Consider the following 22304-nt stretch of genomic DNA (forward strand, 5'->3'; position numbering starts at 1 on the left):
ATTAACATACTCATACTGAAAAAATAAGCATACCTTAATTTTTCGCTCATGATAAATTTATAATCTATAGAATTATCACCCTTCTAATCTTCTAATTTATATTCGTTTTAATTATTATCTTACTTATTGTGTAAGTTAATTATTTTTTCCAACATCTACAATTACAATGCCTTGTATAAGTATCTCTAGGAGCCAATGCTACTGCTTTATCTTTTGCTGCATTACAAGCCTCATACTGAGAACTTCCTCTATGAGCCGCTTGCACTCTTTCAGGAACTTTACCATCTAATTTATGATCAATCGTTTGAATATTACACTTTGCTTCACAATACCACTTGCCCTTACCTTCAATCTTATCTTTGCTTTTCTTGGTAGTAGTAGATATAGAAGCTGATGGACAGGAAGCATGACCATTATTTGATGAACCATAGTTATATTCCTCTAACAATTTAATGCTATTTGATACTCCATAAGCTATAGCGCCTCCCACAACTGCAACACATTGTGGGTTTGCCATACATGCCCTTATGCCACCAAAGAGAAGGGCTACTGGATTTTTCCCTAAGGGATCTCGATATAAAAGCGGATTGCCACCAACATAACTAAAGGTATTTATTCCGCCATTTAAGCCTATCGGATCGCTTTGGATATAACGCCCTATTTTGGGATTATAGTCCCTAAAGTAATTATAAGAAAGCCCCGTTTCTTTATCATAATATTGCCCCGGAAAACGTAAATTTAAGGTAATTTGGTTATTAGGATCTAATACCGCATTACCAAAGGCATCACTGTGCATTTTCCATGTTTGTTGGCCTTGATTGTTAATGGCCAGTTGGGGTGTACCTAAATGATCCGTAATCAGATAATGGTAAGACGCAGTTTGTAGCGTCTGGTTAGCAGCGGTTAAACTTGCCTGCCACAGTGGACTGGTTCCCCATTCGGTATCTGGTACCCAACCATAGGCAACAGTCATCTGACCGCGATGGTCTAATTCAGCAATCAGACCTTCATTGGTATAAATAAAATAGGTGATATTACCATTAATGGTTTTACTAATACGACGACCAAAAGGATCATATTGATAAGTCACCAGTTCAGTCGTTTCATCGTTAACGCTGATAAGGCGCTCTGCTGCATTATAGTGATAGCTTAATTTTTTATCTGCACTAACTTCACTGGCTAACTGACTATTAGGGGTATAGGACAAGGTGGTTTGACTAGTGCCTTCGCCCCATTTGATTAGCTGATTAAATTTGTTGTATTTCCATTCGCCTAATTGTTGCGTGCTACCGATGCGATTACCAATCGCATCGTAGCTATAAGACTCTACAGTAAGTCCATTTTTTTGTAGTTCAATATTAGGTTTAGCAAGAATAAGCCGGTCTAATAAGTCATATTGGTAATTATTTTCCCCGTTTTCTGTTGCGATTCGGGTTATATTACCCACCTTATCATAGCTATATTGGCGATTTAATAATGTTTTGCGATTCGCCGTTAGCCCTATCAGTAAGGGGCGCTGTAATGAATCATACTGCTTAGTTTGCGTTGCATTAGGATAAGTCACTTTAGATGGCATAAACCAGCGGTAATCACTCCAGTTAATCACCTCGCCATTAGCCAGTGTTGCCTGTTTTAGCTGATTTTTATCATATCCATAGGTTACTTTAGTCTTATCTGGATAGCTAATGGAAGCTAAATTATCCTCTTTATCATAAGCGTACTGCAAAGTCTTAGTAATACTATTTGCACCTGTGCCATAAGTAATCGTTTCTTGAGTTACTCGACCAAGTTTATCGCGCTGATAAACAAAGTGGGAATAGGTATCACCAGTTTGTAGTACATCAATTAATTGATTAGCCTGATTATAGCTATAAGCGACAACCTGACTTGAAGTTGTTTGACCTTTTTCAATATAACTTTGTTTTATCAGATTTCCTGCCGCATCGTATTGGTATTGAATACGGTTGTTATTCATTTTGTAATTTGCAATGTATTATCTAATTAAAAAACAGGTATAGACTATATAGCCTATACCTGTTTTTTAATTATTTAATTCTTTTTTGGAACGACTTTAAATGCTAATTATGAATATGATTTAGAAATTAATAACTTAAAATAAATCCTCTATCACACAATTTAATTATTATAATATATTAATAGGGTGACTTTTTTGTCTCATTTTTACTTGTCTTACACTGTTTACTCCAAGGAAACCTTCGAGCTTCCAGCCAATAGCAAGCTGAAAAAAAACAACCAAAACAAGTAACATAAAATACAAGTTTGATCATAGTTAATATATTAACTTCTTCCCTAACATAAATTGCATATACCCACCCCATTATAAAAGAAAAAATGATATCGGTGTAAAGTAGAACCTTTGGCCAATTCTTGTTCATTGCTATCGCTTGAATTATAAATGAGATAATCATTCCAGCTAGAAAGATACATGGATAGATTTCTTTAATCATCATATAGTTTCCTGTAATAACAATACTAGATTTACACATTATATATTCTCCTGCAATAGCAATATTATATTATATTATACTTTTTGGCTCATAATCATTAATAATTTTAATTAATGTATAATAAAAGATGAAAATATATCTTTTATCTCAACTTCATCAACATCTTGACATTCGCAATCACTTTCAAATCTAAGTTTTTTAGGCATTATCTTTTTAAAGACATACCCTACTGGTCCTGTACCTGGAATGGCAACACATTTTCAAACAAAAAAATTAAGGGGTAAGTGTTTTTTAACTTCAACGGGAGGCAAGTAGCCTAACGAAGAATGTCATCGTTTATGATGATACCAATAGGCATAAGCCGAAAAAGCGCGTTGTAACTTAGTTATTGAGTTACAACGTTGGCCTGTTACAAACTCCGTTTTAAATGTCGCTTCCGCTACCGCATTGTCATAAGGACACCTTTTTTGCTTAATGAATGCGTGATATTAAATGTCTTAAAACAATCCTCTAATAACCGATTATCAAACTCTTTACCTCGGTCTGAATGAAATAAATCCAATTTCGATAATGGCTGTTTAATTTGGCTTAATGCTGACATGACAAGCTCTGCCGTTTTATGTTTACCAACATGATAACCAACAATCTGCCTATTGGATAAATTCACTAAAACATATAAGTAATTCCAATGTTGGTTAACTCGAATATACGTTAAATCCGCAACAGCAATTTGTTTTTTATCACCCACGTCAAATTGCCATTATAAATGATTTTCTGTAGCTTTTTTATTCACTTCTGTATTGTGAGATTTATAACGTTTAACGGTGTATTTTGATACCAGCAATAAGGATTTCATCACGCTAGCAATGTAACGGTGTTATATCCAAATATTCTCTTTTTGCAAATCAAAATGAATTCGCCGTGTGTACCATAAGAATGATAGCTTCGATTAAATAGCATCACAATTTTATCTGCATAAAGTTCTACTGATTTTTGTTTATGCAATTTACACTGATAATACGCATAATATCTTGATAATCCTAAACATTGACATAGCTTTGTTGGGCTATAACGATGTTGGTTGGCTTTTAGAATAGTGATTTTTTCCTTATTATTAGTGCAGCTTGCTTTAGAATATCGTTTTCCATACGGCGTTGTTTAAGCGCTCTGCGCAAAGCTATCAACTCTTGTTCTTGCGGACTGCGATTATCTTTTGTTTTAATGTGCACTTTGGCTTGCTTGTGTTATCCAACAATCCCATGCTGATGGTGTTAAATCATATTCAGCAACGCTTTCACTACGTGATTTACCGTGTTGATAAAGACTGACCATTGGGTGTTTAAAATCATCATTGAATGTTCATCTTTTGCGTTTAATCTTATTCATATTAGATCCTTTTTTGTTGTGATAAGTTTACCTTACCCCTTAAAAAGTTGGATGATTTAGTGTAGCCGATCCAACTCATAGCTCTCAACAATTAAGGTATATTGATTAAACCACTAATTAATCCACTAGCCAATCCTTGACCTAATTAAACAATATGGCGATTCAATTATTCGCTATATTGTTAGCCTATTTCCTTTAAAAAACCATACATGCTATTTTTGATTAATAATTTTGTTGGTTAAATAGGTATAATATTGCCGTTAAAGGCTTTGTTGTGAAAGAGATTTAGGAAAACTGTTACTTCATCAATTAAATTTTTTACTTTGCTGACTTGACCGAGGATTCATACTTAAATGTATATATTTTATAAAAATTATTGATGAAAAAAATCAGCTATTTTTAAAAGACGGATGCGTTTTTATTACTGATGTTATGAAAATATATAACTATTCGCACTTAACGATTTAATCTGCAACATACAGTTTTTTAATTAAGCTACTCAACTTAGGTATAGTAATTTAATTACTATACAGATTGTTTTAATTATCATCGGCTATCTTTGTATTCAATGGAATTAATATCAAATGCAGTCGATGATAATTAAACCTATCTAGTAAATCATTATTTTTATTACCATATACTCTTAGTGATTCTTTAGGTCATGTTTCACATCAGGTTTATCATAAACCCCAAAATGGTCTACAATTGTACTACTGGCTTTATTCAGCCCTAACACTTCTACTTGTGCGCCTTCTTTGCGAAATTTAATCACCACTTTATCTAAAGCTGCTACAGCGGTTATATCCCAAAAATGTGCGTGGGTAAGATCGATTGTTACTTTTTGTACAACCTCTTTTAAATCAAATGAACTAATAAATTTTGCAGAGGAAGCAAAAAATACTTGTCCATATACGGTATAAATACGTTGTTCCTCGCTGGGTTGCTCAGTTTTAATTTGTAGGTAATGAGCGACTTTATTGGCATAAAATAGTGATGCCAGTAATACCCCAACAAATACGCCATAAGCAAGGTTATGGGTAAATACAACGACAACTACAGTTGCGAGCATCACAATATTGGTTGAAAGTGGGTACGATTTAAGGTTTTTAATCGAGTCCCAGCTAAAGGTACCAATGGAAACCATGATCATCACAGCCACTAATGCAGCCATAGGAATTTGGCTTACCCAGTCTTGTAAAAAAACAACTAATAATAAAAGTACCGTCCCAGCGATAAATGAGGAGAGACGCGTTCGTCCGCCTGACTTCATATTGATAATTGATTGCCCAATCATTGCGCACCCCGCCATACCACCAAAGAAGCCTGTCACGATATTAGCAATACCTTGTCCCTTGCACTCTCGGTTTTTATCACTCGGCGTATCGGTAATATCATCTACAATGGTTGCAGTCATCATTGATTCTAATAAGCCGACAATGGCTAATGAAAGAGAGTAAGGCAGAATAATCAATAAGGTATCAAGGTTAAAAGGAACATTGGGAAGTAAAAACGTAGGCAAGCTGGTGGGCAATGTGCCCATATCACCTACCGTTCGTATATCCATGCCAAAATACATATAGATACCGGTAAGGATAAGAATACAAAGTAACGGTGAAGGAATCATTTTTCCTACTTTGGGGATATAAGGGAACAGATAAATAATGCCAAGCCCAGCAATGGTCATGGCATAGACATGCCATGTGACATTGGTTAGCTCAGGCAGTTGTGCTAAAAAAATTAAGATGGCTAATGCATTAACAAACCCCGTTACCACAGAGCGAGAAACAAAGCGCATTAAGTTCCCCAATTTAAGAAAACCGGCAATAATCTGAAAAATACCACATAAGATTGTTGCGACCAGTAAATATTCAACCCCATGAGCTTTAACCAGTCCCGCAATGACTAGCGCCATTGCACCGGTAGCAGCAGAAATCATACCTGGGCGACCACCCGCAAAAGCAGTAACAACCGCTATACAAAAAGCCGCATATAGTCCTACTTTAGGATCAACACCGGCAATAATTGAGAAAGCAATTGCTTCAGGAATAAGGGCAAGCGCTACAACGACACCCGATAGAACATCATTTTTAATATTTGAAAACCATTCTTTACGTAAAGATTGCATTGAATTTAATCACCACTGAAAAAACAAAAGAAAATTACAGCGTGAAGCAATGCATTATCAGGTTATCAAAATTTGATAGGGAAAATATGGCTTCTGTGCATCACGCGAGTAATTATAATTATTATTGATAGATAGAACGCGCAATAAACTACACAGCTATACTCCATAATTAAATTATATTTTTTATAATAATAGAACTTAACCCATTGTACAATGGCTAATTTTATCATTAGCGTTGATAAGTTATAATATCTTTATAACCTTAAAAAATTTTAATCTAACAATGCAAATTTAAATGTATTTAGATGCAATAGATCTATTTCTTATAGAATTTGATGACGAAATTAACCGTCATCATTAAGAGAAAAATAGAAAAAATTTAGTATAGAGATAGGAATTGAAGATTAAACAACGCTTGTGATCTTTTTTGTTTTTACGCTTTTACTCGGTTTGCGTTAATACATGTTATTTCACTTATAAAGAGGCTCTTTCTAAATAAGGTGATGCTACCTGTATTATCTCTTTTTGGCTTTTTCCATGAATAATATGTAAAGCTGCTTGTTCCCCAATTTCATAATGAGGCAACTGGACTGTTGTTAAAGGTGGATAAAATAATTCACCGGTACCCACCATATTATCATAACCTAATATAGCGACATCAGATGGAATATGAAGCCCTAGACCGAGTAAAAATTGATAAGCAACAAAAGCAATTCGATCATTACCACAAATCAGTACATCAAAATCAGGTTTTTTATGACAATGTTGTTTCAATATATCAACCGTTATCATATACTCTTGGGCCAGATCATCGGACAAAGGTGAAGTGTGATAACTGGCAATAGCATTTAAAGTGTTACCTGCATCTAACCACGCTTGTTCAACAGCTTTACGTCTAGTTTTGCCAGCTAATGTGTTTTCTGATAAATAAATACATAGCGGCTTTTTATAGCCTTTCTTTATGACCTGTTGCATGGCTTGATATTGACCTAAATAGTCATTTGGAATGTAGCAAGCAAGATGCTTTGAATCACTGATGCAGTTGGCTAATACAACATTTTTATCTAATAACTTTTCAGGAAGCTCAACTTTTCTTAATCCCATTGTGGTATAGATGATACCGTTAGGGCGATATGACAGTAGGGTATTGATGGCATGATCGGCATCTTTATCATCAAATAAATTAACAATAAAGGTATTCCAACCATGATTTTGTGCAGTTTTTTCTATGGCTTGGAGTAATTCTACTGAAAACGGCGTCATGGCGGTTTCTAATGCTAAAACACCAATAGCACAAGGTCCCGAATTATCACCACGAATCTTTCTTGCCGATAAGTCAGGCACATAATTAAGTTGCTCAATAGCTTGTTTAACACGTTTATAAGTCTCTTTATTTAATTTTTTAGGATTATTTATTGCGCGTGAAACCGTCATCAATGAAACAGATGCGAGTTTAGCGACATCCTTAAGTGAAGCCATAGTTAAATCCTTTTGCTTAACAAGATAAAAATAATTATCAGTCATTAATCATTTGTGATGATACCACAAATATAAATGATAAAAAGTGTGAGGAAAGTAACATTTATGATAATCGGTTCTATCTATTTAGTGTTAAATATGCTCATAATGTTAACGTTAAACTTCATCAAATTTCAACAATATAAGAGTAATAAACATGAATATGATAAAAAATAGAAATTATTGGTTCTCATCTGGTTACCTTATTACGTTTTATGCTGCTTGGTCACTTTGGTGGTCTTTTTACGCAATTTGGTTAAAAAGTAAAATTGGCTTATCGGGCGAACAGTTAGGAATTGTTTATGCGGCTAATTCAGCTGCGGCCATGTTTTTTATGATTTTCTATGGCATTATTCAAGATAAATTACAAATAGGAAAAGCGGTAGTGACCTTTCAAGGTATCATGATGGTGCTTATTGGTCCATTCTTAATTTATGTGTATGAACCTTTATTGAAAAATGATTTCATTTTGGGGGTGTGTATCGGTGCCCCAGTTTTAAGTGCTAGCTTTATTTCAGGTAGTGCTTTGATTGATTCTTTTATTGAGCGTATTAGTCGATTATTTGGTTTTGAATTTGGTCCTGCGCGTTTTTGGGGCTCGTTTGGTTATGCGGCTGCCACCTTTGTTGCCGGTATTTTATTTGGTATTGATCCGCATATTAACTTTTGGATGGCATCGCTGGTTGCTGCTATCTTTTTAATTATTAATATTGTATTTAAGCCAACACACTATCAAGGTTCACAACCCCACAATAACCATACCGCTTCAACTGAAAAAACATCGACCATACCCACAATGAGTGAAATTTTTTCGCTGTTTGGATTACAAAAATTTTGGTTGTTTGTCATGTTTGTCATTGGAACTTACAGCTTTTATACTATCTATGATCAGCAATTATTTCCGAATTTTTATACTGGTTTTTTTGAAACACCAGAAGATGGTTATCAGGTTTATGGTTATTTAAATTCTTTTCAGGTCTTTTTAGAAGCAACTTGTATGATTATCGCGCCTTATTTTATTAATAAAATGGGGGCTAAAAAATCATTATTAGTTGCGGCCCTAGTTATGATCTGCCGAATTGCATTATCGGCAACATTGGATAATATTTATATGATTTCTTTCGTTAAACTCTTTCATGCCATCGAGATTCCATTATTTATTTTGGCGATGTTCAAATATATTGTGGGCAATTTTGATGCAAGGTTATCGGCGACCCTTTATTTAGTTGGGTTTAATATTTCATCGAATCTTGGCGTTATTGTGTTGTCATGGCTAGTCGGTAAATTATTTGATAATACCGGATATGCGACAACATTTTATGTGCTTGCTGGTGTTGTTTTACTGACCTCGTTGATAGCTATATTTACTTTAAGTGATGAGAAAAAAGCAAAGCAACAATAATTTTAAATTAGCATTATCAATAAAAAATGGAAACAAGGTATTTCCATTTTTTTGTAAGGATGTGTCACGAACCATTAGAATTTAGCTAATTCTAACTTTTGTTTTTATCATCAATTAAACGCAATTTGTCTAAACCCTGATACCATTGTTGGTTGATGTTTTTGGGAAATTTTTTCGATACGACCAATGATTTGAATCAGTTTGTCACTATAATTTGGATCGGTTGCATAATTTGCAGCTTGTAATTCTTTGGCGGCTGTTCTGGCATCGGGTGCATTAACTACAGCACGATAACGTGGACTTTGGGTTAATAAATTAAGATAGTCGGTTAACGCATGTTGTTTACTATTATAGACTCTAAAATTATCTGCAATTTTCATCATTTTGTTATTAATAAATTCTTGCGTGGTTGAACGAGCACAATCCCCATGCCATGATGCATTCGCTTTAATACCAAAATAATTATGGCTTAATTGATTATTAGCGGTTTTGATCTGTTTTTGTCCCCACCCTGTTTCTAATGCAGCTTGTGCAATAATTACTTCATAAGGGATACCTGAATGTTTAGCTGCCTGCTTGGCTGGCTCTAACCAGTCTTTTACAAATTTAACGATATGCTCATCTTTACCTTCTTTTGTTGGTGTTTTTAAAGATAATTCATTGGTTGAATTGGTTTGCTTTATGGCCTGATTTGCTTTATGGCTTTGGTAAAGCATTTGCCCCAAAGCTTGAGGTGATAAATGAGATGGCGCATGACTAAATAAAGATTGAGCTAAATGAAGATTTTGCTCAGTATTATTTGAATTAGCTTGTGAGTTAATATTGATTGATGGTGAAACCTTGTTAGTTAATTGTTTAGTGAGCTTCTCCGCTAAACCAAATCCTTTACCCGCTGCCTGCTGTGCAATTTGTTGATCAAACATTGAAGTGAATAGCTGTGAAGCAGACTGACCCAATAAACCACTTTCAGGTACAGCCTTACGCATTGATTGCATCATCATATTAATAAATAATGATTCAAATTGCTCAGCCACTTGTTTAACACTTACAGATGAACCATTCGCTGCACTGCGCTTTAGTTGGTTAAGGCCCGATAAATCATAGGCAAAACGATTGAATGATTGACCAATTTTAGTATTCATAAGCAATATTCTTTACATAGTTTCAAGCGTTGCATGCAAACAACCGGCTGATTTTAGTGCCTCAAGAATCGACATTAATTCGGTCGGGTTTGCACCTAATAAGTTCAGTGAGTTAATAACATGTTTTAAATCAGCCCCTGCGGCTAAATTATGTAACGCACCACCCTCTTGCTCAATACTTAGTTGCGTATTTGGTGTCACCACTGTTTCACCACCGGCAAGCGGTGTATTGGGTTGATTGACGTTTAATTTATTATTCACCACAACAGATAAATTACCATGCGCTACCGAACAATTATCGAGCTGCACTTTTTGATTCATAACAACAACACCTGTTCGCGTGTTGATAACCACTTTGGCTGTAATAGGCGTGTTACCTATTTCTAAATTTTGTATTTTAGATAAAAACTGTACGCGTGCATGGCTTTCTTTTGGCATTTTTAAGGAAACCGTTGTGCCGTCCAAAGCAACTGCACTATTTTTTTGTAATTTATTAATCGCATCCGAGATTTTTAAAGCACGAGTAAAGTCAAATTGGTTAAGATGCAAATGGATAATATCTTGTTCATCTAAACGAGTGGCTAACTCACGTTCAACCGTTGCGCCATTCGGGATAGTTGCACCCGCAGTTTGGTTAACACTGACACTACTACCTTTACTACTTGCGCCCATTCCGCCTACAAAAAGATTGCCTTGTGCAATAGCGTACACTTGATTATCGGCGCCTTTTAATGGTGTCATAATTAGGGTTCCACCACGTAAACTTTTAGCGTTACCAAGAGAAGAAACTACCACATCAAGTTGTTGACCTACTCGCGAATAAGAAGGCAATTTGGCGGTTACCATCACAGCGGCAACATTTTTCAATTGCATATTGCTTCCTGACGGTACCGTGATGCCTAATTGAGATAACATGTTGGTGATACTTTGAATAGTAAACGGCGTTTGCGAGGTTTGATCGCCAGTACCATCCAGCCCAACAACAATACCATAACCGACTAAAGGATTATCTCTTATACCTTGAATGGTGACTAAATCGCGGATACGTTCAGCATGACCAACAGGTATAATCAATATCATCATCAAGACAAAACAAACAAAAATACGCAATTTTTTTAACATAATGAGACTCGTTAAAATGGTGAAAGATTTAAAAATAGGCGTTGTAACCAGCCCATTGTTTGTGCTTCGTCAATATACCCATTACCGACATATTCAATACGTGCGTCAGCAACTTGAGTCGAGATAACGGTATTATTGCCACTTATGGTTCTTGGATTAACCACACCTGAAAAGCGGATAAATTCAGTGCCCTGATTAATCGCAATCTGTTTTTCACCAATGACTTTTAAATTTCCATTTATCATAACATCTTGAACAGTCACCGTTATTGTTCCACTAAACGTATTTTTAGCATTAGCGCCACCAGCGCCTTTAAAATCATTGCCACCTGCAATATCCGTTTCAGCTTTGCCTCTACCAACGAATCCATCAAGAAACGTAGGCAACTTTTTTATACCTAAATTCACCGACCCATTACGCCCTGCATTCACAGATGAGCTTTTGCTGGCACTGACGTTTTCTTGTAAAACAATGGTTAACACATCACCAATATTACGTGGACGGCGATCTTCAAACATGGGTTGATACCCAAAACTGCTTGGTTGAGCGGCTTGATAAATAGAACCGCTGGTATTTACAATTGTCGGCATTTGCGGAACAATGCTCGTTTCGCCTTCAACTAAAGCTTGTTTGGGTAATTGCGCGCAACTAAACAAAAAGAAGGCAATTGGAATATAAAAATATCTCAATACACTTATCATATTGTCAATTTTAAAGTTGATTTAACCGTTGTAACATTTGATCGGATGTTGAAATCGCCTTGCTATTAATTTCGTAAGCACGTTGCACTTGAATCATATTCACCAATTCTTCAGCAACATTGACATTAGAGGTTTCGGTATAACCTTGATATAGTAATCCTGCACCATTTAATCCAGGCGTATTTTCGGTCGGATTGCCTGAACTTTCGGTTTCTAAATAAAGATTTTCGCCTACGCTTTCCAGACCTGCGTCATTAATAAAGGTATGTAAAGTGAGTTGACCAACTTGAACTTGTGTTGATTGATTCGCTAATGTCACATTCACTACACCATCACGCGCAACAGTCATTTTGATTGCATTGGATGGAATAGTAATGACTGGTTGAATTTCATATCCCGCTGCTGTCACCAATTGACCATTTTGATTAACTTGAAAAGCGCCACTGCGTGTATAAGCTTGTGTACCATCGGGCAATAAAACTTGAAAAAAACCTTGTCCATTAATAGCAATATCACTACTGTTATCTGTTGCCTCTAAATTGCCTTGGCTATGAATTCGCTCTGTTGCAACAGGACGAACACCAGTACCAATTTGTAAGCCTGACGGTAATGTCGTTTGCTCAGAAGACTGGGCGCCTGGTTGGCGAACCGTTTGATACAATAAATCTTCAAATACCGCTCTTTGTCTTTTAAACCCACTGGTACTCACATTCGCTAAATTATTGGAAATGATATCCATATTCATTTGTTGTGCGGTTAAGCCCGTTTTGGCAATCCATAATGATTTAATCATAGTCTTTCCTACTTAATATATTGATAAATTTAAGTCAGCGACAAAATTTGGTTCGCTTTTTGTGCATTTTCATCTGCCGTTACAATTTCTTTCATCTGCATTTCAAACTGGCGAGCATGGCTAATTAAATCCACCATAGCAGTGACAGGATTTACATTACTCCCTTCTAATACACCTGACATCAGTTTTGCTTTAGGGTCATCTGGCATGACAGCACCACGTTCATTACGTGCTTGGTCTGTTAGTTGAAAAAAACCACTATCACCACGGACAATCTCATTACGCTCAAGATGTACTTTTTTTATTTTACCCACTTGGGCAATGGTGGTTGGTTTATTGCCTGCACCCAATGCAGAAAGTGTTCCATCGCCACTAATACTGATTTGCGATCGTTGAGGCACAGTCAAAACACCACCATCACCAATTAATGGATAGCCTTGTATGTTAAGCGTACCATTTTCGTCAATTTGGATAGCGCCATTACGCGTGTAAGCTTCGCTACCATCCGCTAATTGCACCGCCAACCAGTGATCTTCTGCCAAAGCAACATCCAAATTTCTACCCGTGTAATTAAATGCACCCATGGTTGAGTCAAAAGTAGGCGTTGTTGCTGTTACCATAGTCCGTGTCGGCATATTATTGGTTCCCACAATAGGAACCGCTTTCATCGCCGTTAGCTGTGCACGAAACCCTGCGGTGGAGACATTAGCTAGGTTATTAGTCGTCACTGACTGCCGGTTTAACGTCTGACTTGCTGCCGACATCGCTGTATAAATAACACGATCCATAAATAACCTTTAAATTAGCGCAAATTAACTAAAGTATTTAGAATTTGGTCCTGCGTTTTAATGGTTTGTGAATTGGATTGGTAATTGCGCTGAGCAACAATCATATTCACTAACTCTTGGCTCATATCAACATTTGAAGATTCAAGTGCGCCACTGGCTAACGCACCAAATGTACCGGAATTTGCCACACCCAATACTTCTGTACCAGACTTAATTGTCGAACGCCAATTATTATTCCCTGCTGATTCTAGACCGTTAACATTGGCAAAATCAGCCATGGCAATTTGACCTAATAACATCGTTTGTTGGTTAGAATAAACACCATAAATAGAACCATCATCATTAATGCTATAACCCACTAAATTACCTGGTGCATAACCATTAACAATTGGCGTTTTAATACTACCGACTTCTTTCCCCATATTTTGCTGAGAGCTATTGGCTAATGATAAAGTAAAGGTATTATCAGCAGATCCATTTAACCCATTAATATTAATGGTCATTTCAGGATCACTAATTAATTTACCGGAAGAATCAAACTCCATTTGCCCCACTTTTTGTAAACTTGCATTAGGGTCACTGCTATCAAGATAATGAACGTCCCATTGATTATCAGCCGTTTTAACATAAAAGAGCTGAATATTACGTTGATTACCAAGCGAGTCATAAGTGGTAATGGTTGTAGAATAATTAAATGTATCCGCATCAAGGGCATTGACCGGTTGTTTGGCAGGAACTTTACTATTGGCATTTAAGTTTGTTTGCAAAGAAGCCTTGGTTGTTGCTGATGCATTTAACATTTCTTGCGAAATTTTTAATGGACCCGGTGCTGCACCTTGCTGCACTTGAGGTGGCGTTCCAGTTGCAAGATAACCAGTCAGATAAAGACCATCAGTAGAAATAATATTTCGCTCAGCATCTAATTGAAATTGTCCGTTACGAGTATAGAAAGCTTGCCCATTACTATCCACTAAACGAAAAAACCCATTACCTGAAATAGCAACATCTAGACTATTGTTAGTGGTTGTTGCGGTTCCATCATTAAAATTTTGCATAACCGCAGCCACTTTGACCCCCATACCCACTTTTGAGCCGGCATAGATATCAGCAAATGAAATACTGGCGCTTTTAAAGCCAACCGTTGCTGAGTTGGCAATATTATTACCAATCACATCTAATTGCTTTGATGCGGCATTCATGCCACTCACTGCTTGAGAAAATCCCATCTGAACTTATCCCCTTTAAAGAATTTGACGCACTTCGTCAATACTAATTGAACCGAGTATTCCTAAATCGAGTAATACTTTATTATTAACTTTACTATTGATAACACCATAGACCACTGAATAAGCTAATGATGTTGATGATACTTTCTGCCCGTCTGAAGTTGCATTGACCGAAAAGGTATAACTGCCGTCTGGCGCAATCGTTCCATCATTTAGCATGCCATCCCAAGTAAAAGAGCTCACGCCAGCAGGGATTGCACCTAAATCAACTTCTCGCACCACATTGCCATTTGCATCTTGAATAGTGATAATCACTGAATCTGCATCTCGCACTAACTCAAAGCCAAAGGGTGTGGTAATCGTTTCTTTTTCTGCATCTGAGCGTTCTAGTTCAGAGGTAGCAACTAAAATTTTATTGCCAGGCACCATGACACCCTTACCGATCATGTTGCTAGCATTCACCGATAAACTGTCATCGATCTGACCTGAAACCATTCCCAATGTCGTATTTAGTCTTTCTATACCTGCTAAAGTATTAATTTGTGCCAATTGTGAAGTTAACTGGCTATTATCCATTGGATTGGTTGGATCTTGGTTTTTCATTTGGGCAATAAGCAATGTTAAAAAATTATCTTGCAACTCTCTGCTTGAATTACCATCTGATGAACTTTTTTGAATCTTTTGCGGATTTTTTATACCTGATGATTCTGAAACGGCAACATTAGTTACTCCCATAAGTCACTCCTTATTACTGGCCTAATGTCAGAGTTTTTAGCATTAAACTTTTTGCCGTATTAATGACTTCGACATTGGCTTGATAACTACGTGATGCTGAAATAGTATTGACCATTTCGGCAACCACATCGACATTCGGTTTTTGGATATAACCTTTAGTATCGGCCAGCGGATGATTGGGTTCATAAACTAAATTCATTGGTGTGGGATCTTCAATCACCTGCGACACTTTAACGCCCGCAATTGAATGAGTTTCACCATTATTATCCACTTGAAAAATAACTTGTTTGGCTCGATAAGCTTCTCCAGAAGTACTTGTTACGCTATCGGCATTAGCTAAATTACTGGCACTAACATTCATACGTTGGGTTTGTGCCATTAATGCTGACCCCGAAATGGCAAAAATAGAAAAACTCATCTTTATTATCCTTGCTGTAATACTGACATCACATTTTTAAATTGTTCACCTAAAAACGTTAAATTACTCTGATAGTGAATACTATTGTCAATAAACGCGGTACGCTCTTGATCCATTTCGACCGTATTACCATCAGCTGACGCTTGATAAGGAATACGATAAAGTACATTTTGATTAGGTATGATTGACGCTTTTACCTGAATATGGTGATTTGAGGTAATATTAAGTCCAACGTGATTAAAATTATTCTGATTATTAATCGCTTTGCTTAACTCAGCATTAAAATCAATATCTCGAGCCTGATAGTTAGGCGTATCGCTGTTGGCAATATTTGCTGCTAATATATTTTGTCGTATTTCACGTATATTTAATGCTTGCTGGTGAAAATTAACCCATGTATCCAATTTATCAAACATAAAATCATCTCACTTTTTTTGATAATGAGGATTTTAAGCGAATAAAAAAAAAGTCATTGAGCAAATAACAATAAAAATTGCCCTTATTTCAAGATTCGTTTAATGCAATCATGAAGTAAAATCCGTTTATGCATAATTTGAAACAAGCAAACATGATTAAAATCGTAAAATTAATACTCGCTATTTTTATACTATTTAGCTGGAATAGTGCTTTAGCTAATTCTCTTGATAAGCAGATTAATAATCTAATCTCTCAGCAACTTAGTCATAAAGTAGATGATATTTTGATTACTTATCTCACCCCTAAACCGCAATTGAGTTGCGATACACCAATACTTTTGTTATTGAATAAAAAGAAGCAGTGGGGCAACATGACCATTGGGGCGCAATGTGATAATAAGAAAAAATTTATCCAGATTAATGTTGCTGTCATGGGTAACTATATTGTCGCTAAGCAAGCAATAAGCGCAGGTACTGTCATCAGCAAAGATCACATACGTACACAATCAGGTTGGTTAGATAAGCTACCTTCCGCTGTTATTTTAAATGAAGTTGACGCGCTTAATCATATCGCTTTACGAAATATTAATCTCGATGAGCCAATAAAAACAGCTATGCTTCAAAAAAATTGGCTGGTAAAAGCAGGACAAATAATTAAAGTAATAATGCATGGTGAAGGTTATGAGATAGCGACTACAGGCAAAACACTTAGCAACGCTGTATTAAACGATAAGATTAAAGTTAAACTAAATTATGACAAAATTGTTGAAGGTACATTAACCCACCAAGGAGTTATAATTTTCAACAAATAATATTAATGAATTTTTTATTATTGCCGATAATAAAACTAAACAAATCACTTAAATCGTCAATTTGATTAAAGGTATTTTATGAGTATCGATGCAACAAAATCCATGACAACCATATCAGGACTACTTAACCGTGATGTAGTCAATGAACAACAAAAAAATCAGACAGCATCTGTACCAACAAAAATCAGTACCAATGCAAGTACTACCGTGAGTATAACTCAAAGTTCAATGAATCTTTTGCATTCAACCGACAAAGATCTTGATGTAGAAAAAATTGAAAAAATAAAACAATCCATTACTGATGGCACACTGATTATTGATACCCATAAAATTGCAGACAAGTTAATTAAACAATTACTACAAAATATTTAAAGATAAGTCAAAATTACAGGAATATAAAATGTTAAAACTCGATGACATCCTAAAACAAATAACAGAAATGTTACAAACACTCTCAGAAATTCTACAAACAGAGCAACACATCTTAATTGAAAATAGCTCAACAAATCAATTAAATGAAATAATTAATAAAAAAAGTCAGTTACTGATCCAATTAAAGTTACTGGATGAACAACGTATAACGTTAAGTAAACAATTAGATATTCAACCACCCTATAGCGAAAACCCGACAATCGCAGCACATTGGCTATCCATCACAGACACAACAAAATTATTAGCCAATATAAATCGTGATAATGGGTTGATCATTCAAAATCGCATGACTATTACCCAGCAATCTATTAACTACCTTAAAGGCATAAACAGCCCTATTGTTTATAACAATAATGGCTATCAGCAAGCCGATGTTATCTCGTCAGAACGAGCTAAAGTTTAAAAGAGAATTACGATTTTTTTGATGGTAAACGAGATAAATACCGCCAAAAATGCCCTCTTATTAAGCCAATAATTCGTGAGTAATAGTTCATACTGTTAGCAGGTAAACTGTAATTAAACGATGAAGTTTTATTTGATTCCATCATGGCTGACGATAATGATCTAGATAAAAGCGAGCAACCCACCGATAGCAAAATAAAAAAAGCTCGGGAAAAGGGACAAATTCCTCGATCTCGCGAATTAACTTCGTTGATAATCTTGTTAATAGGCATCTTCTTGTTTGGATTAATGGGTTCACATTTAGTTAACCAATTAATCATAATCATAAAAACAGCGATGACGTTTTCGTATAAAACAGACGATGATAAGTTGATCGTTTTCAATTTAGTTAATTTGTTAACCCATGGCTTTTGGTCAATTGCGCCAATTTTTTTCGGTTTAGTTATAGTTGCCATATTCGCACCACTTTGTGTGGGAGGGTTACTATTTAGCCTGCAATCAATTAAACCCAATTTTAAAAAATTAAATCCTATCGAGGGCTTTGGCAGATTATTTAGCACTAAAATTTTTTCTGAGTTACTAAAAAGTATACTTAAAGTTATTTTAATTTCTATCGCATCAACATGGTTTTTAATGCACCATTTTTATGACCTGCTTGCGTTACCCCATATGTATTTAAATAATGCATTAGCTAAAGCAATACAGTTAGTGATCCTTTGCGCAATACTAAGCGTTATATCATTAATACCCATGGTGGGGTTTGATATTTTTTATCAAATATGGAGCAATTTGAAAAAATTGAAAATGTCAAAACAAGAAATTAAAGATGAGTTTAAAGAGCAAGAGGGAAACCCGCAAATTAAAGGACGTATTCGCCAAATGCAACAAGCTATTGCCAGACGTCGAATGATGAAAGATGTGCCAAAAGCGAATGTCATTGTAACCAATCCAACCCATTATGCCGTTGCCCTACAATATGATGAAAAAACCATGATTGCACCCAAATTACTGGCAAAAGGAACTGACAACATTGCGCTACGCATTAGAGAAATTGCCAGTGAATATAATATACCTCTATTAGAAGCACCGCCTTTAGCTCGAGCTTTATATCGTCATGGTGAAATAGGCGAAACGATTCCAACCGAATTATATACCGCAGTTGCTCAAATTTTAGCTTGGGTATATCAATTAAAACATTGGCATAAATATGGCGGCAATAAACCAACCGTACCTAATAATTTACCCATTCCAGAGTCATTATCTGTCAATCAATAAAGGCAATTACTCATTTTATGATTAAATCAAAACTACTTACTTTATTATCACTTAATACGTTAAAAAATGGCCATTATCAAATTTTAGCTGGCCCAATGCTCATCTTATTGATTCTTTCAATGATGGTATTACCCCTCCCTGCCTTTATTTTGGATCTATTTTTTACGTTTAATATTGCTTTATCAATTATTATCCTGATAGTGGCATTATTCACTAAACGAGTGCTCGATTTTGCAGCATTTCCGACCGTTTTATTATTTGCAACTTTATTAAGATTATCATTAAACGTTGCCTCTACACGAGTCGTTTTATTAAAAGGACACACCGGCAGCGCTGCGGCTGGACGGGTGATTGAAGCTTTTGGACACTTTTTAGTTGGCGGTAATTTTGCTATTGGTATCGTCGTATTTATCATTTTGGTTATCATCAACTTTATGGTCATCACCAAAGGAGCAGGTAGAATAGCCGAAGTGGGAGCTCGCTTTGCATTAGATGGCATGCCAGGAAAACAAATGGCCATTGACGCCGACCTCAATGCCGGCTTAATTGGTGAAGATGAAGCCAAAGCACGCCGAGCCGAAGTTTCTCAAGAAGCGGATTTTTATGGTTCGATGGATGGTGCTAGTAAATTTGTACGTGGTGATGCAATTGCCGGATTATTAATCATGGCCATTACCATTGTTGGCGGCTTGCTCGTTGGGGTTGTACAACATGATATGGCGCTATCTGATGCAAGTAAAACCTATGTGTTACTGACCATTGGTGATGGCTTGGTTGCGCAAATACCGTCACTGATTATTTCAACGGCTGCGGGAGTTATCGTTACGCGAGTGACATCGCAAGATAATATTAGTAATCAAATGATTACTCAGCTTTTTAATAATCCGCAAGTATTAATTTTAACCGCTGTCGTAATTGGTTTACTTGGGCTCATTCCGGGCATGCCAAATTTAGTTTTTTTACTTTTTACTGCCATTTTATCCATTCTCTCTTGGTGGCTAACTAAACAGAAAAAAACAGAACAGACAGCCACGCCCAAACAAGCTAATGTGCAAGCAACCACGCCGGCCAATATTGAAGCGACATGGTCTGATGTCAATATTGAAGATATATTAGCAATGGAAGTGGGTTATGGATTAATTCCAATGGTCGATCAAACTCAAAACGGTGAGTTGTTAGGGCGAATCCGTAGTTTACGTAAAAAATTTGCTCAAACACTGGGTTTTTTACCTCCTCAGGTGCATATAAGAGATAATCTCTCGTTAGCGCCTTATCAATATAAAATATTTATCAAAGGTGGCGAAATCGGCAAAGGCGAAATTGTGAATAATAAATGGTTAGCCATTAATCCCGGTAATGTGACAGAAACTATTGAGGGCATTGCAACAACCGAACCGGCTTTTGGGCTACCTGCCATATGGATAGATGAAAACGATAAAGAAAATGCGCAAATATTAGGATATACCGTTGTAGATACCAGTACGATGATCGCAACACACTTCAACCATTTATTACAACAATTTGCAAGCGACTTATTAGGACGCTTAGAAACCCAAGAACTGCTCGACAGAATAAAACAGGATATTCCAAAATTAGTCGAGGATTTTATTCCAGGCGTTGTGACACTAACGACTTTTCATAAAATACTACAAAGTTTAATCGCCGAAAAAGTATCAATTCGGGATATGCGAACCATTATTGAAACGATCTGTGAACATGCGCCCACCCAAAATGATGCTTATCAGCTACTTAGTATGGTAAGAATCGCATTAGGCAGAGTGATCACACAACAATGGTTCCCAGGCTCTGATCCAATTAATGTCATAGGATTAAATATCAATTTAGAACGTTTGTTATTACAAGCGCTGCAAAATACCAGCAATTTTGAACCAGGACTTGCCGAACACATTATTGAACAGATCAGACAAGCTATTAATCAACAAGATGCCATCGGCGCACCACCGGTATTATTAGTAAATCATGCATTAAGACCGATGTTATCGCAATTTTTAAGGTCTAACTTTCCTCAATTAGCGGTGCTATCGAATTTAGAAATCGCCGATAATCGAGAGATAAAAATGACTTCGCAAATTGGGGCTGAATAGTGATCTTATTATGCTAATAATGTGTAGTAATTATTTCCGTTATTTACAGTAATTTAAGACACTACGATAATAAATATCCATAAAAAAGCGAATTAACGCCATATCACAGACAAGAGATATGGCGCTGATATCATAAACAAAACTAACCGTCACTGATTTAGCAAAACGTTTTATGGTCAGTTGTTCGACCATTTATAACGTGCTAAAGAAAGCCCGATTAAAGCTGCCCATCCCCTTAACCAGGGCAAATATGATAAGGCCATCCGTTATGGAATTAAACGTTTAGTTAAAGTTGAACTGTTTACTTTTTAGGTTATATTTTTGTAAAAAATATTCAGGATTCTATACCGTTTCAAGATTAAAAAAGTCGAAAAGAGCGATACACACTTTAATTGAAATCTAGCATAATCAACAAATATTCAAAAAATAAAACAAAAGTTTAAGCAATTTATTCACTTTTATAATACGGTTAAACCACATTGATAGGGCTATATTGTGGCACTTAATGATTATTGAAGTTACAACAATGATGTCATTTAAATCTGAACAGTTTTTAAACTGCCTATACGGCATTGAAGATGGCTGTGCTAAACCGATGATTGCCTATATTTTTCTAAACTGCCTATACGGCATTGAAGTTAATGATGTGCGAAAAACTCAGCGGCTAGATTTTCTAAACTGCCTATACGGCATTGAAGCATATTATCGGCATGAAGGATATTATCGATTTTTTCTAAACTGCCTATACGGCATTGAAGCCAATTTGTCAGCGTGGTAAATATCGATAACCTTTCTAAACTGCCTATACGGCATTGAAGGGCGATACTCTACGTAATACAAATCTATTGCTTTTCTAAACTGCCTATACGGCATTGAAGAATCTGTGAGCGACTAATGGGATCATGCTGTTTTTCTAAACTGCCTATACGGCATTGAAGGATAATCATCAAAATAAGTGGTAGCCTGTACATTTCTAAACTGCCTATACGGCATTGAAGCTGTAAGCGTGAATTGGTGACTATCGGATGCTTTTCTAAA

The 22304-nt window shown here is 36.0% G+C and carries 22 protein-coding genes and 1 CRISPR repeat array (1 of these 23 only partly in view); of the genes, 6 read left to right on the forward strand and 16 right to left on the reverse strand.

What is annotated here, in order from left to right; translation table 11 throughout:
* Nucleotides 1-139: 139 nt before the first annotated feature.
* From A9G23_RS05930 to A9G23_RS05955, 6 genes are all read right to left on the reverse strand, one after another.
* Entirely contained in the window at nt 140-1975 is a 1836-nt protein-coding gene (locus A9G23_RS05930; protein ID WP_065586721.1) for an RHS repeat domain-containing protein, read from the reverse strand.
* An 822-nt stretch (nt 1976-2797) separates the two neighbouring features.
* Nucleotides 2798-2944 carry an IS3 family transposase gene (locus A9G23_RS11910; RefSeq protein ID WP_141669918.1) on the reverse strand — a complete coding sequence of 49 codons (147 nt, stop codon included), beginning with the start codon at nt 2942-2944 and terminating at the stop codon, nt 2798-2800.
* Nucleotides 2908-3216: a DDE-type integrase/transposase/recombinase gene (locus A9G23_RS11230; RefSeq protein ID WP_081296968.1), complete on the reverse strand. Its 309-nt coding sequence runs from the start codon at nt 3214-3216 to the stop codon at nt 2908-2910. The genes A9G23_RS11910 and A9G23_RS11230 overlap by 37 nt, the downstream gene beginning before the upstream one ends.
* Before the next feature lie 340 nt (nt 3217-3556).
* Entirely contained in the window at nt 3557-3697 is a 141-nt protein-coding gene (locus A9G23_RS11500) for a hypothetical protein (protein WP_176700202.1), read from the reverse strand.
* A gap of 800 nt (nt 3698-4497) precedes the next feature.
* Nucleotides 4498-5979: a SulP family inorganic anion transporter gene (locus A9G23_RS05950; protein WP_065586723.1), complete on the reverse strand. Its 1482-nt coding sequence runs from the start codon at nt 5977-5979 to the stop codon at nt 4498-4500.
* Nucleotides 5980-6453: 474 nt separating this feature from the next.
* The gene (locus A9G23_RS05955) at nt 6454-7458 is read right to left on the reverse strand and encodes a LacI family DNA-binding transcriptional regulator (RefSeq protein WP_065586724.1); all 1005 of its coding nucleotides are present in this window, start codon (nt 7456-7458) and stop codon (nt 6454-6456) included.
* A gap of 196 nt (nt 7459-7654) precedes the next feature.
* Here A9G23_RS05955 and A9G23_RS05960 point away from each other — a divergent pair, with 196 nt between their 5' ends.
* Complete coding sequence (locus A9G23_RS05960; RefSeq protein WP_065586725.1) at nt 7655-8899, forward strand: oligosaccharide MFS transporter; 1245 nt, start codon at nt 7655-7657, stop codon at nt 8897-8899.
* Nucleotides 8900-9009: 110 nt separating this feature from the next.
* Here the strand turns inward: A9G23_RS05960 and flgJ are convergent, their stop codons facing one another.
* Genes flgJ through flgB form a run of 9 tightly spaced genes read right to left on the reverse strand, consistent with a single transcriptional unit; the run spans nt 9010 to nt 16240 of the window.
* On the reverse strand, nt 9010-10041 hold the full coding sequence (flgJ, locus tag A9G23_RS05965) for a flagellar assembly peptidoglycan hydrolase FlgJ (protein WP_065586726.1): 1032 nt from the start codon (nt 10039-10041) through the stop codon (nt 9010-9012).
* A 12-nt stretch (nt 10042-10053) separates the two neighbouring features.
* Nucleotides 10054-11163 carry a flagellar basal body P-ring protein FlgI gene (locus A9G23_RS05970; protein ID WP_065586727.1) on the reverse strand — a complete coding sequence of 370 codons (1110 nt, stop codon included), beginning with the start codon at nt 11161-11163 and terminating at the stop codon, nt 10054-10056.
* Between the two features lie 11 nt (nt 11164-11174).
* Entirely contained in the window at nt 11175-11864 is a 690-nt protein-coding gene (locus tag A9G23_RS05975; RefSeq protein WP_065586728.1) for a flagellar basal body L-ring protein FlgH, read from the reverse strand.
* A gap of 10 nt (nt 11865-11874) precedes the next feature.
* Entirely contained in the window at nt 11875-12657 is a 783-nt protein-coding gene (gene flgG / locus A9G23_RS05980) for a flagellar basal-body rod protein FlgG (protein WP_065586729.1), read from the reverse strand.
* A 29-nt stretch (nt 12658-12686) separates the two neighbouring features.
* Nucleotides 12687-13445, reverse strand: coding sequence for a flagellar basal body rod protein FlgF (locus A9G23_RS05985; protein ID WP_065586730.1), 759 nt, complete (start codon nt 13443-13445; stop codon nt 12687-12689).
* 14 nt (nt 13446-13459) lie between these two features.
* Entirely contained in the window at nt 13460-14671 is a 1212-nt protein-coding gene (gene flgE / locus A9G23_RS05990; protein ID WP_065586731.1) for a flagellar hook protein FlgE, read from the reverse strand.
* Nucleotides 14672-14686: 15 nt separating this feature from the next.
* Complete coding sequence (locus A9G23_RS05995; protein ID WP_065586732.1) at nt 14687-15406, reverse strand: flagellar hook assembly protein FlgD; 720 nt, start codon at nt 15404-15406, stop codon at nt 14687-14689.
* Nucleotides 15407-15419: 13 nt separating this feature from the next.
* Nucleotides 15420-15824 (reverse strand): flagellar basal body rod protein FlgC, encoded by a 405-nt coding sequence (gene flgC / locus A9G23_RS06000; protein WP_065586733.1) that lies wholly within the window; start codon nt 15822-15824, stop codon nt 15420-15422.
* Between the two features lie 5 nt (nt 15825-15829).
* Nucleotides 15830-16240 (reverse strand): flagellar basal body rod protein FlgB, encoded by a 411-nt coding sequence (flgB, locus tag A9G23_RS06005; RefSeq protein ID WP_065586734.1) that lies wholly within the window; start codon nt 16238-16240, stop codon nt 15830-15832.
* A gap of 152 nt (nt 16241-16392) precedes the next feature.
* On the opposite strand from flgB, the gene flgA reads away from it, so the two are divergent.
* From flgA to flhA, 5 genes are all read left to right on the forward strand, one after another.
* Entirely contained in the window at nt 16393-17052 is a 660-nt protein-coding gene (gene flgA / locus A9G23_RS06010) for a flagellar basal body P-ring formation chaperone FlgA (protein WP_176700203.1), read from the forward strand.
* 78 nt (nt 17053-17130) lie between these two features.
* A complete protein-coding gene (flgM, locus tag A9G23_RS06015) occupies nt 17131-17424 on the forward strand; it encodes a flagellar biosynthesis anti-sigma factor FlgM (RefSeq protein WP_065586736.1) in 294 nt (97 codons plus the stop codon).
* A gap of 28 nt (nt 17425-17452) precedes the next feature.
* The gene (locus tag A9G23_RS06020) at nt 17453-17887 is read left to right on the forward strand and encodes a flagella synthesis protein FlgN (RefSeq protein ID WP_065586737.1); all 435 of its coding nucleotides are present in this window, start codon (nt 17453-17455) and stop codon (nt 17885-17887) included.
* Nucleotides 17888-18030: 143 nt separating this feature from the next.
* Entirely contained in the window at nt 18031-19161 is a 1131-nt protein-coding gene (flhB, locus tag A9G23_RS06025) for a flagellar biosynthesis protein FlhB (protein ID WP_065586738.1), read from the forward strand.
* Nucleotides 19162-19178: 17 nt separating this feature from the next.
* A complete protein-coding gene (gene flhA / locus A9G23_RS06030) occupies nt 19179-21266 on the forward strand; it encodes a flagellar biosynthesis protein FlhA (protein WP_065586739.1) in 2088 nt (695 codons plus the stop codon).
* Between the two features lie 39 nt (nt 21267-21305).
* On the opposite strand, the gene A9G23_RS11505 is transcribed toward flhA, so the two are convergent.
* Entirely contained in the window at nt 21306-21458 is a 153-nt protein-coding gene (locus A9G23_RS11505; RefSeq protein WP_176700604.1) for a hypothetical protein, read from the reverse strand.
* A 358-nt stretch (nt 21459-21816) separates the two neighbouring features.
* Nucleotides 21817-22304: direct repeats of the CRISPR family, unit length 28 nt; unit sequence TTTCTAAACTGCCTATACGGCATTGAAG (it continues 498 nt past the right edge of the window).

This window comes from Gilliamella sp. App4-10, from assembly GCF_001690495.1.
Lineage (GTDB): Bacteria > Pseudomonadota > Gammaproteobacteria > Enterobacterales > Orbaceae > Gilliamella > Gilliamella apicola_G.

Coding starts and splice junctions, on each gene's coding strand:
- A9G23_RS05975 (WP_065586728.1), bottom strand. CDS start 11,864: ATGATAAGTGTATTGAGATATTTTTATATTCCAATTGCCTTCTTTTTG.
- flgJ (WP_065586726.1), bottom strand. CDS start 10,041: ATGAATACTAAAATTGGTCAATCATTCAATCGTTTTGCCTATGATTTA.
- flgA (WP_176700203.1), top strand. CDS start 16,393: ATGATTAAAATCGTAAAATTAATACTCGCTATTTTTATACTATTTAGC.
- flgE (WP_065586731.1), bottom strand. CDS start 14,671: ATGGGATTTTCTCAAGCAGTGAGTGGCATGAATGCCGCATCAAAGCAA.
- A9G23_RS05950 (WP_065586723.1), bottom strand. CDS start 5,979: ATGCAATCTTTACGTAAAGAATGGTTTTCAAATATTAAAAATGATGTT.
- flhA (WP_065586739.1), top strand. CDS start 19,179: ATGATTAAATCAAAACTACTTACTTTATTATCACTTAATACGTTAAAA.
- flgG (WP_065586729.1), bottom strand. CDS start 12,657: ATGATTAAATCATTATGGATTGCCAAAACGGGCTTAACCGCACAACAA.
- A9G23_RS05955 (WP_065586724.1), bottom strand. CDS start 7,458: ATGGCTTCACTTAAGGATGTCGCTAAACTCGCATCTGTTTCATTGATG.
- A9G23_RS05930 (WP_065586721.1), bottom strand. CDS start 1,975: ATGAATAACAACCGTATTCAATACCAATACGATGCGGCAGGAAATCTG.
- flhB (WP_065586738.1), top strand. CDS start 18,031: ATGGCTGACGATAATGATCTAGATAAAAGCGAGCAACCCACCGATAGC.
- flgB (WP_065586734.1), bottom strand. CDS start 16,240: ATGTTTGATAAATTGGATACATGGGTTAATTTTCACCAGCAAGCATTA.
- A9G23_RS06020 (WP_065586737.1), top strand. CDS start 17,453: ATGTTAAAACTCGATGACATCCTAAAACAAATAACAGAAATGTTACAA.
- A9G23_RS05960 (WP_065586725.1), top strand. CDS start 7,655: ATGAATATGATAAAAAATAGAAATTATTGGTTCTCATCTGGTTACCTT.
- A9G23_RS05995 (WP_065586732.1), bottom strand. CDS start 15,406: ATGGGAGTAACTAATGTTGCCGTTTCAGAATCATCAGGTATAAAAAAT.
- flgM (WP_065586736.1), top strand. CDS start 17,131: ATGAGTATCGATGCAACAAAATCCATGACAACCATATCAGGACTACTT.
- A9G23_RS05970 (WP_065586727.1), bottom strand. CDS start 11,163: ATGTTAAAAAAATTGCGTATTTTTGTTTGTTTTGTCTTGATGATGATA.
- A9G23_RS05985 (WP_065586730.1), bottom strand. CDS start 13,445: ATGGATCGTGTTATTTATACAGCGATGTCGGCAGCAAGTCAGACGTTA.
- flgC (WP_065586733.1), bottom strand. CDS start 15,824: ATGAGTTTTTCTATTTTTGCCATTTCGGGGTCAGCATTAATGGCACAA.
- A9G23_RS11505 (WP_176700604.1), bottom strand. CDS start 21,458: ATGGTCGAACAACTGACCATAAAACGTTTTGCTAAATCAGTGACGGTT.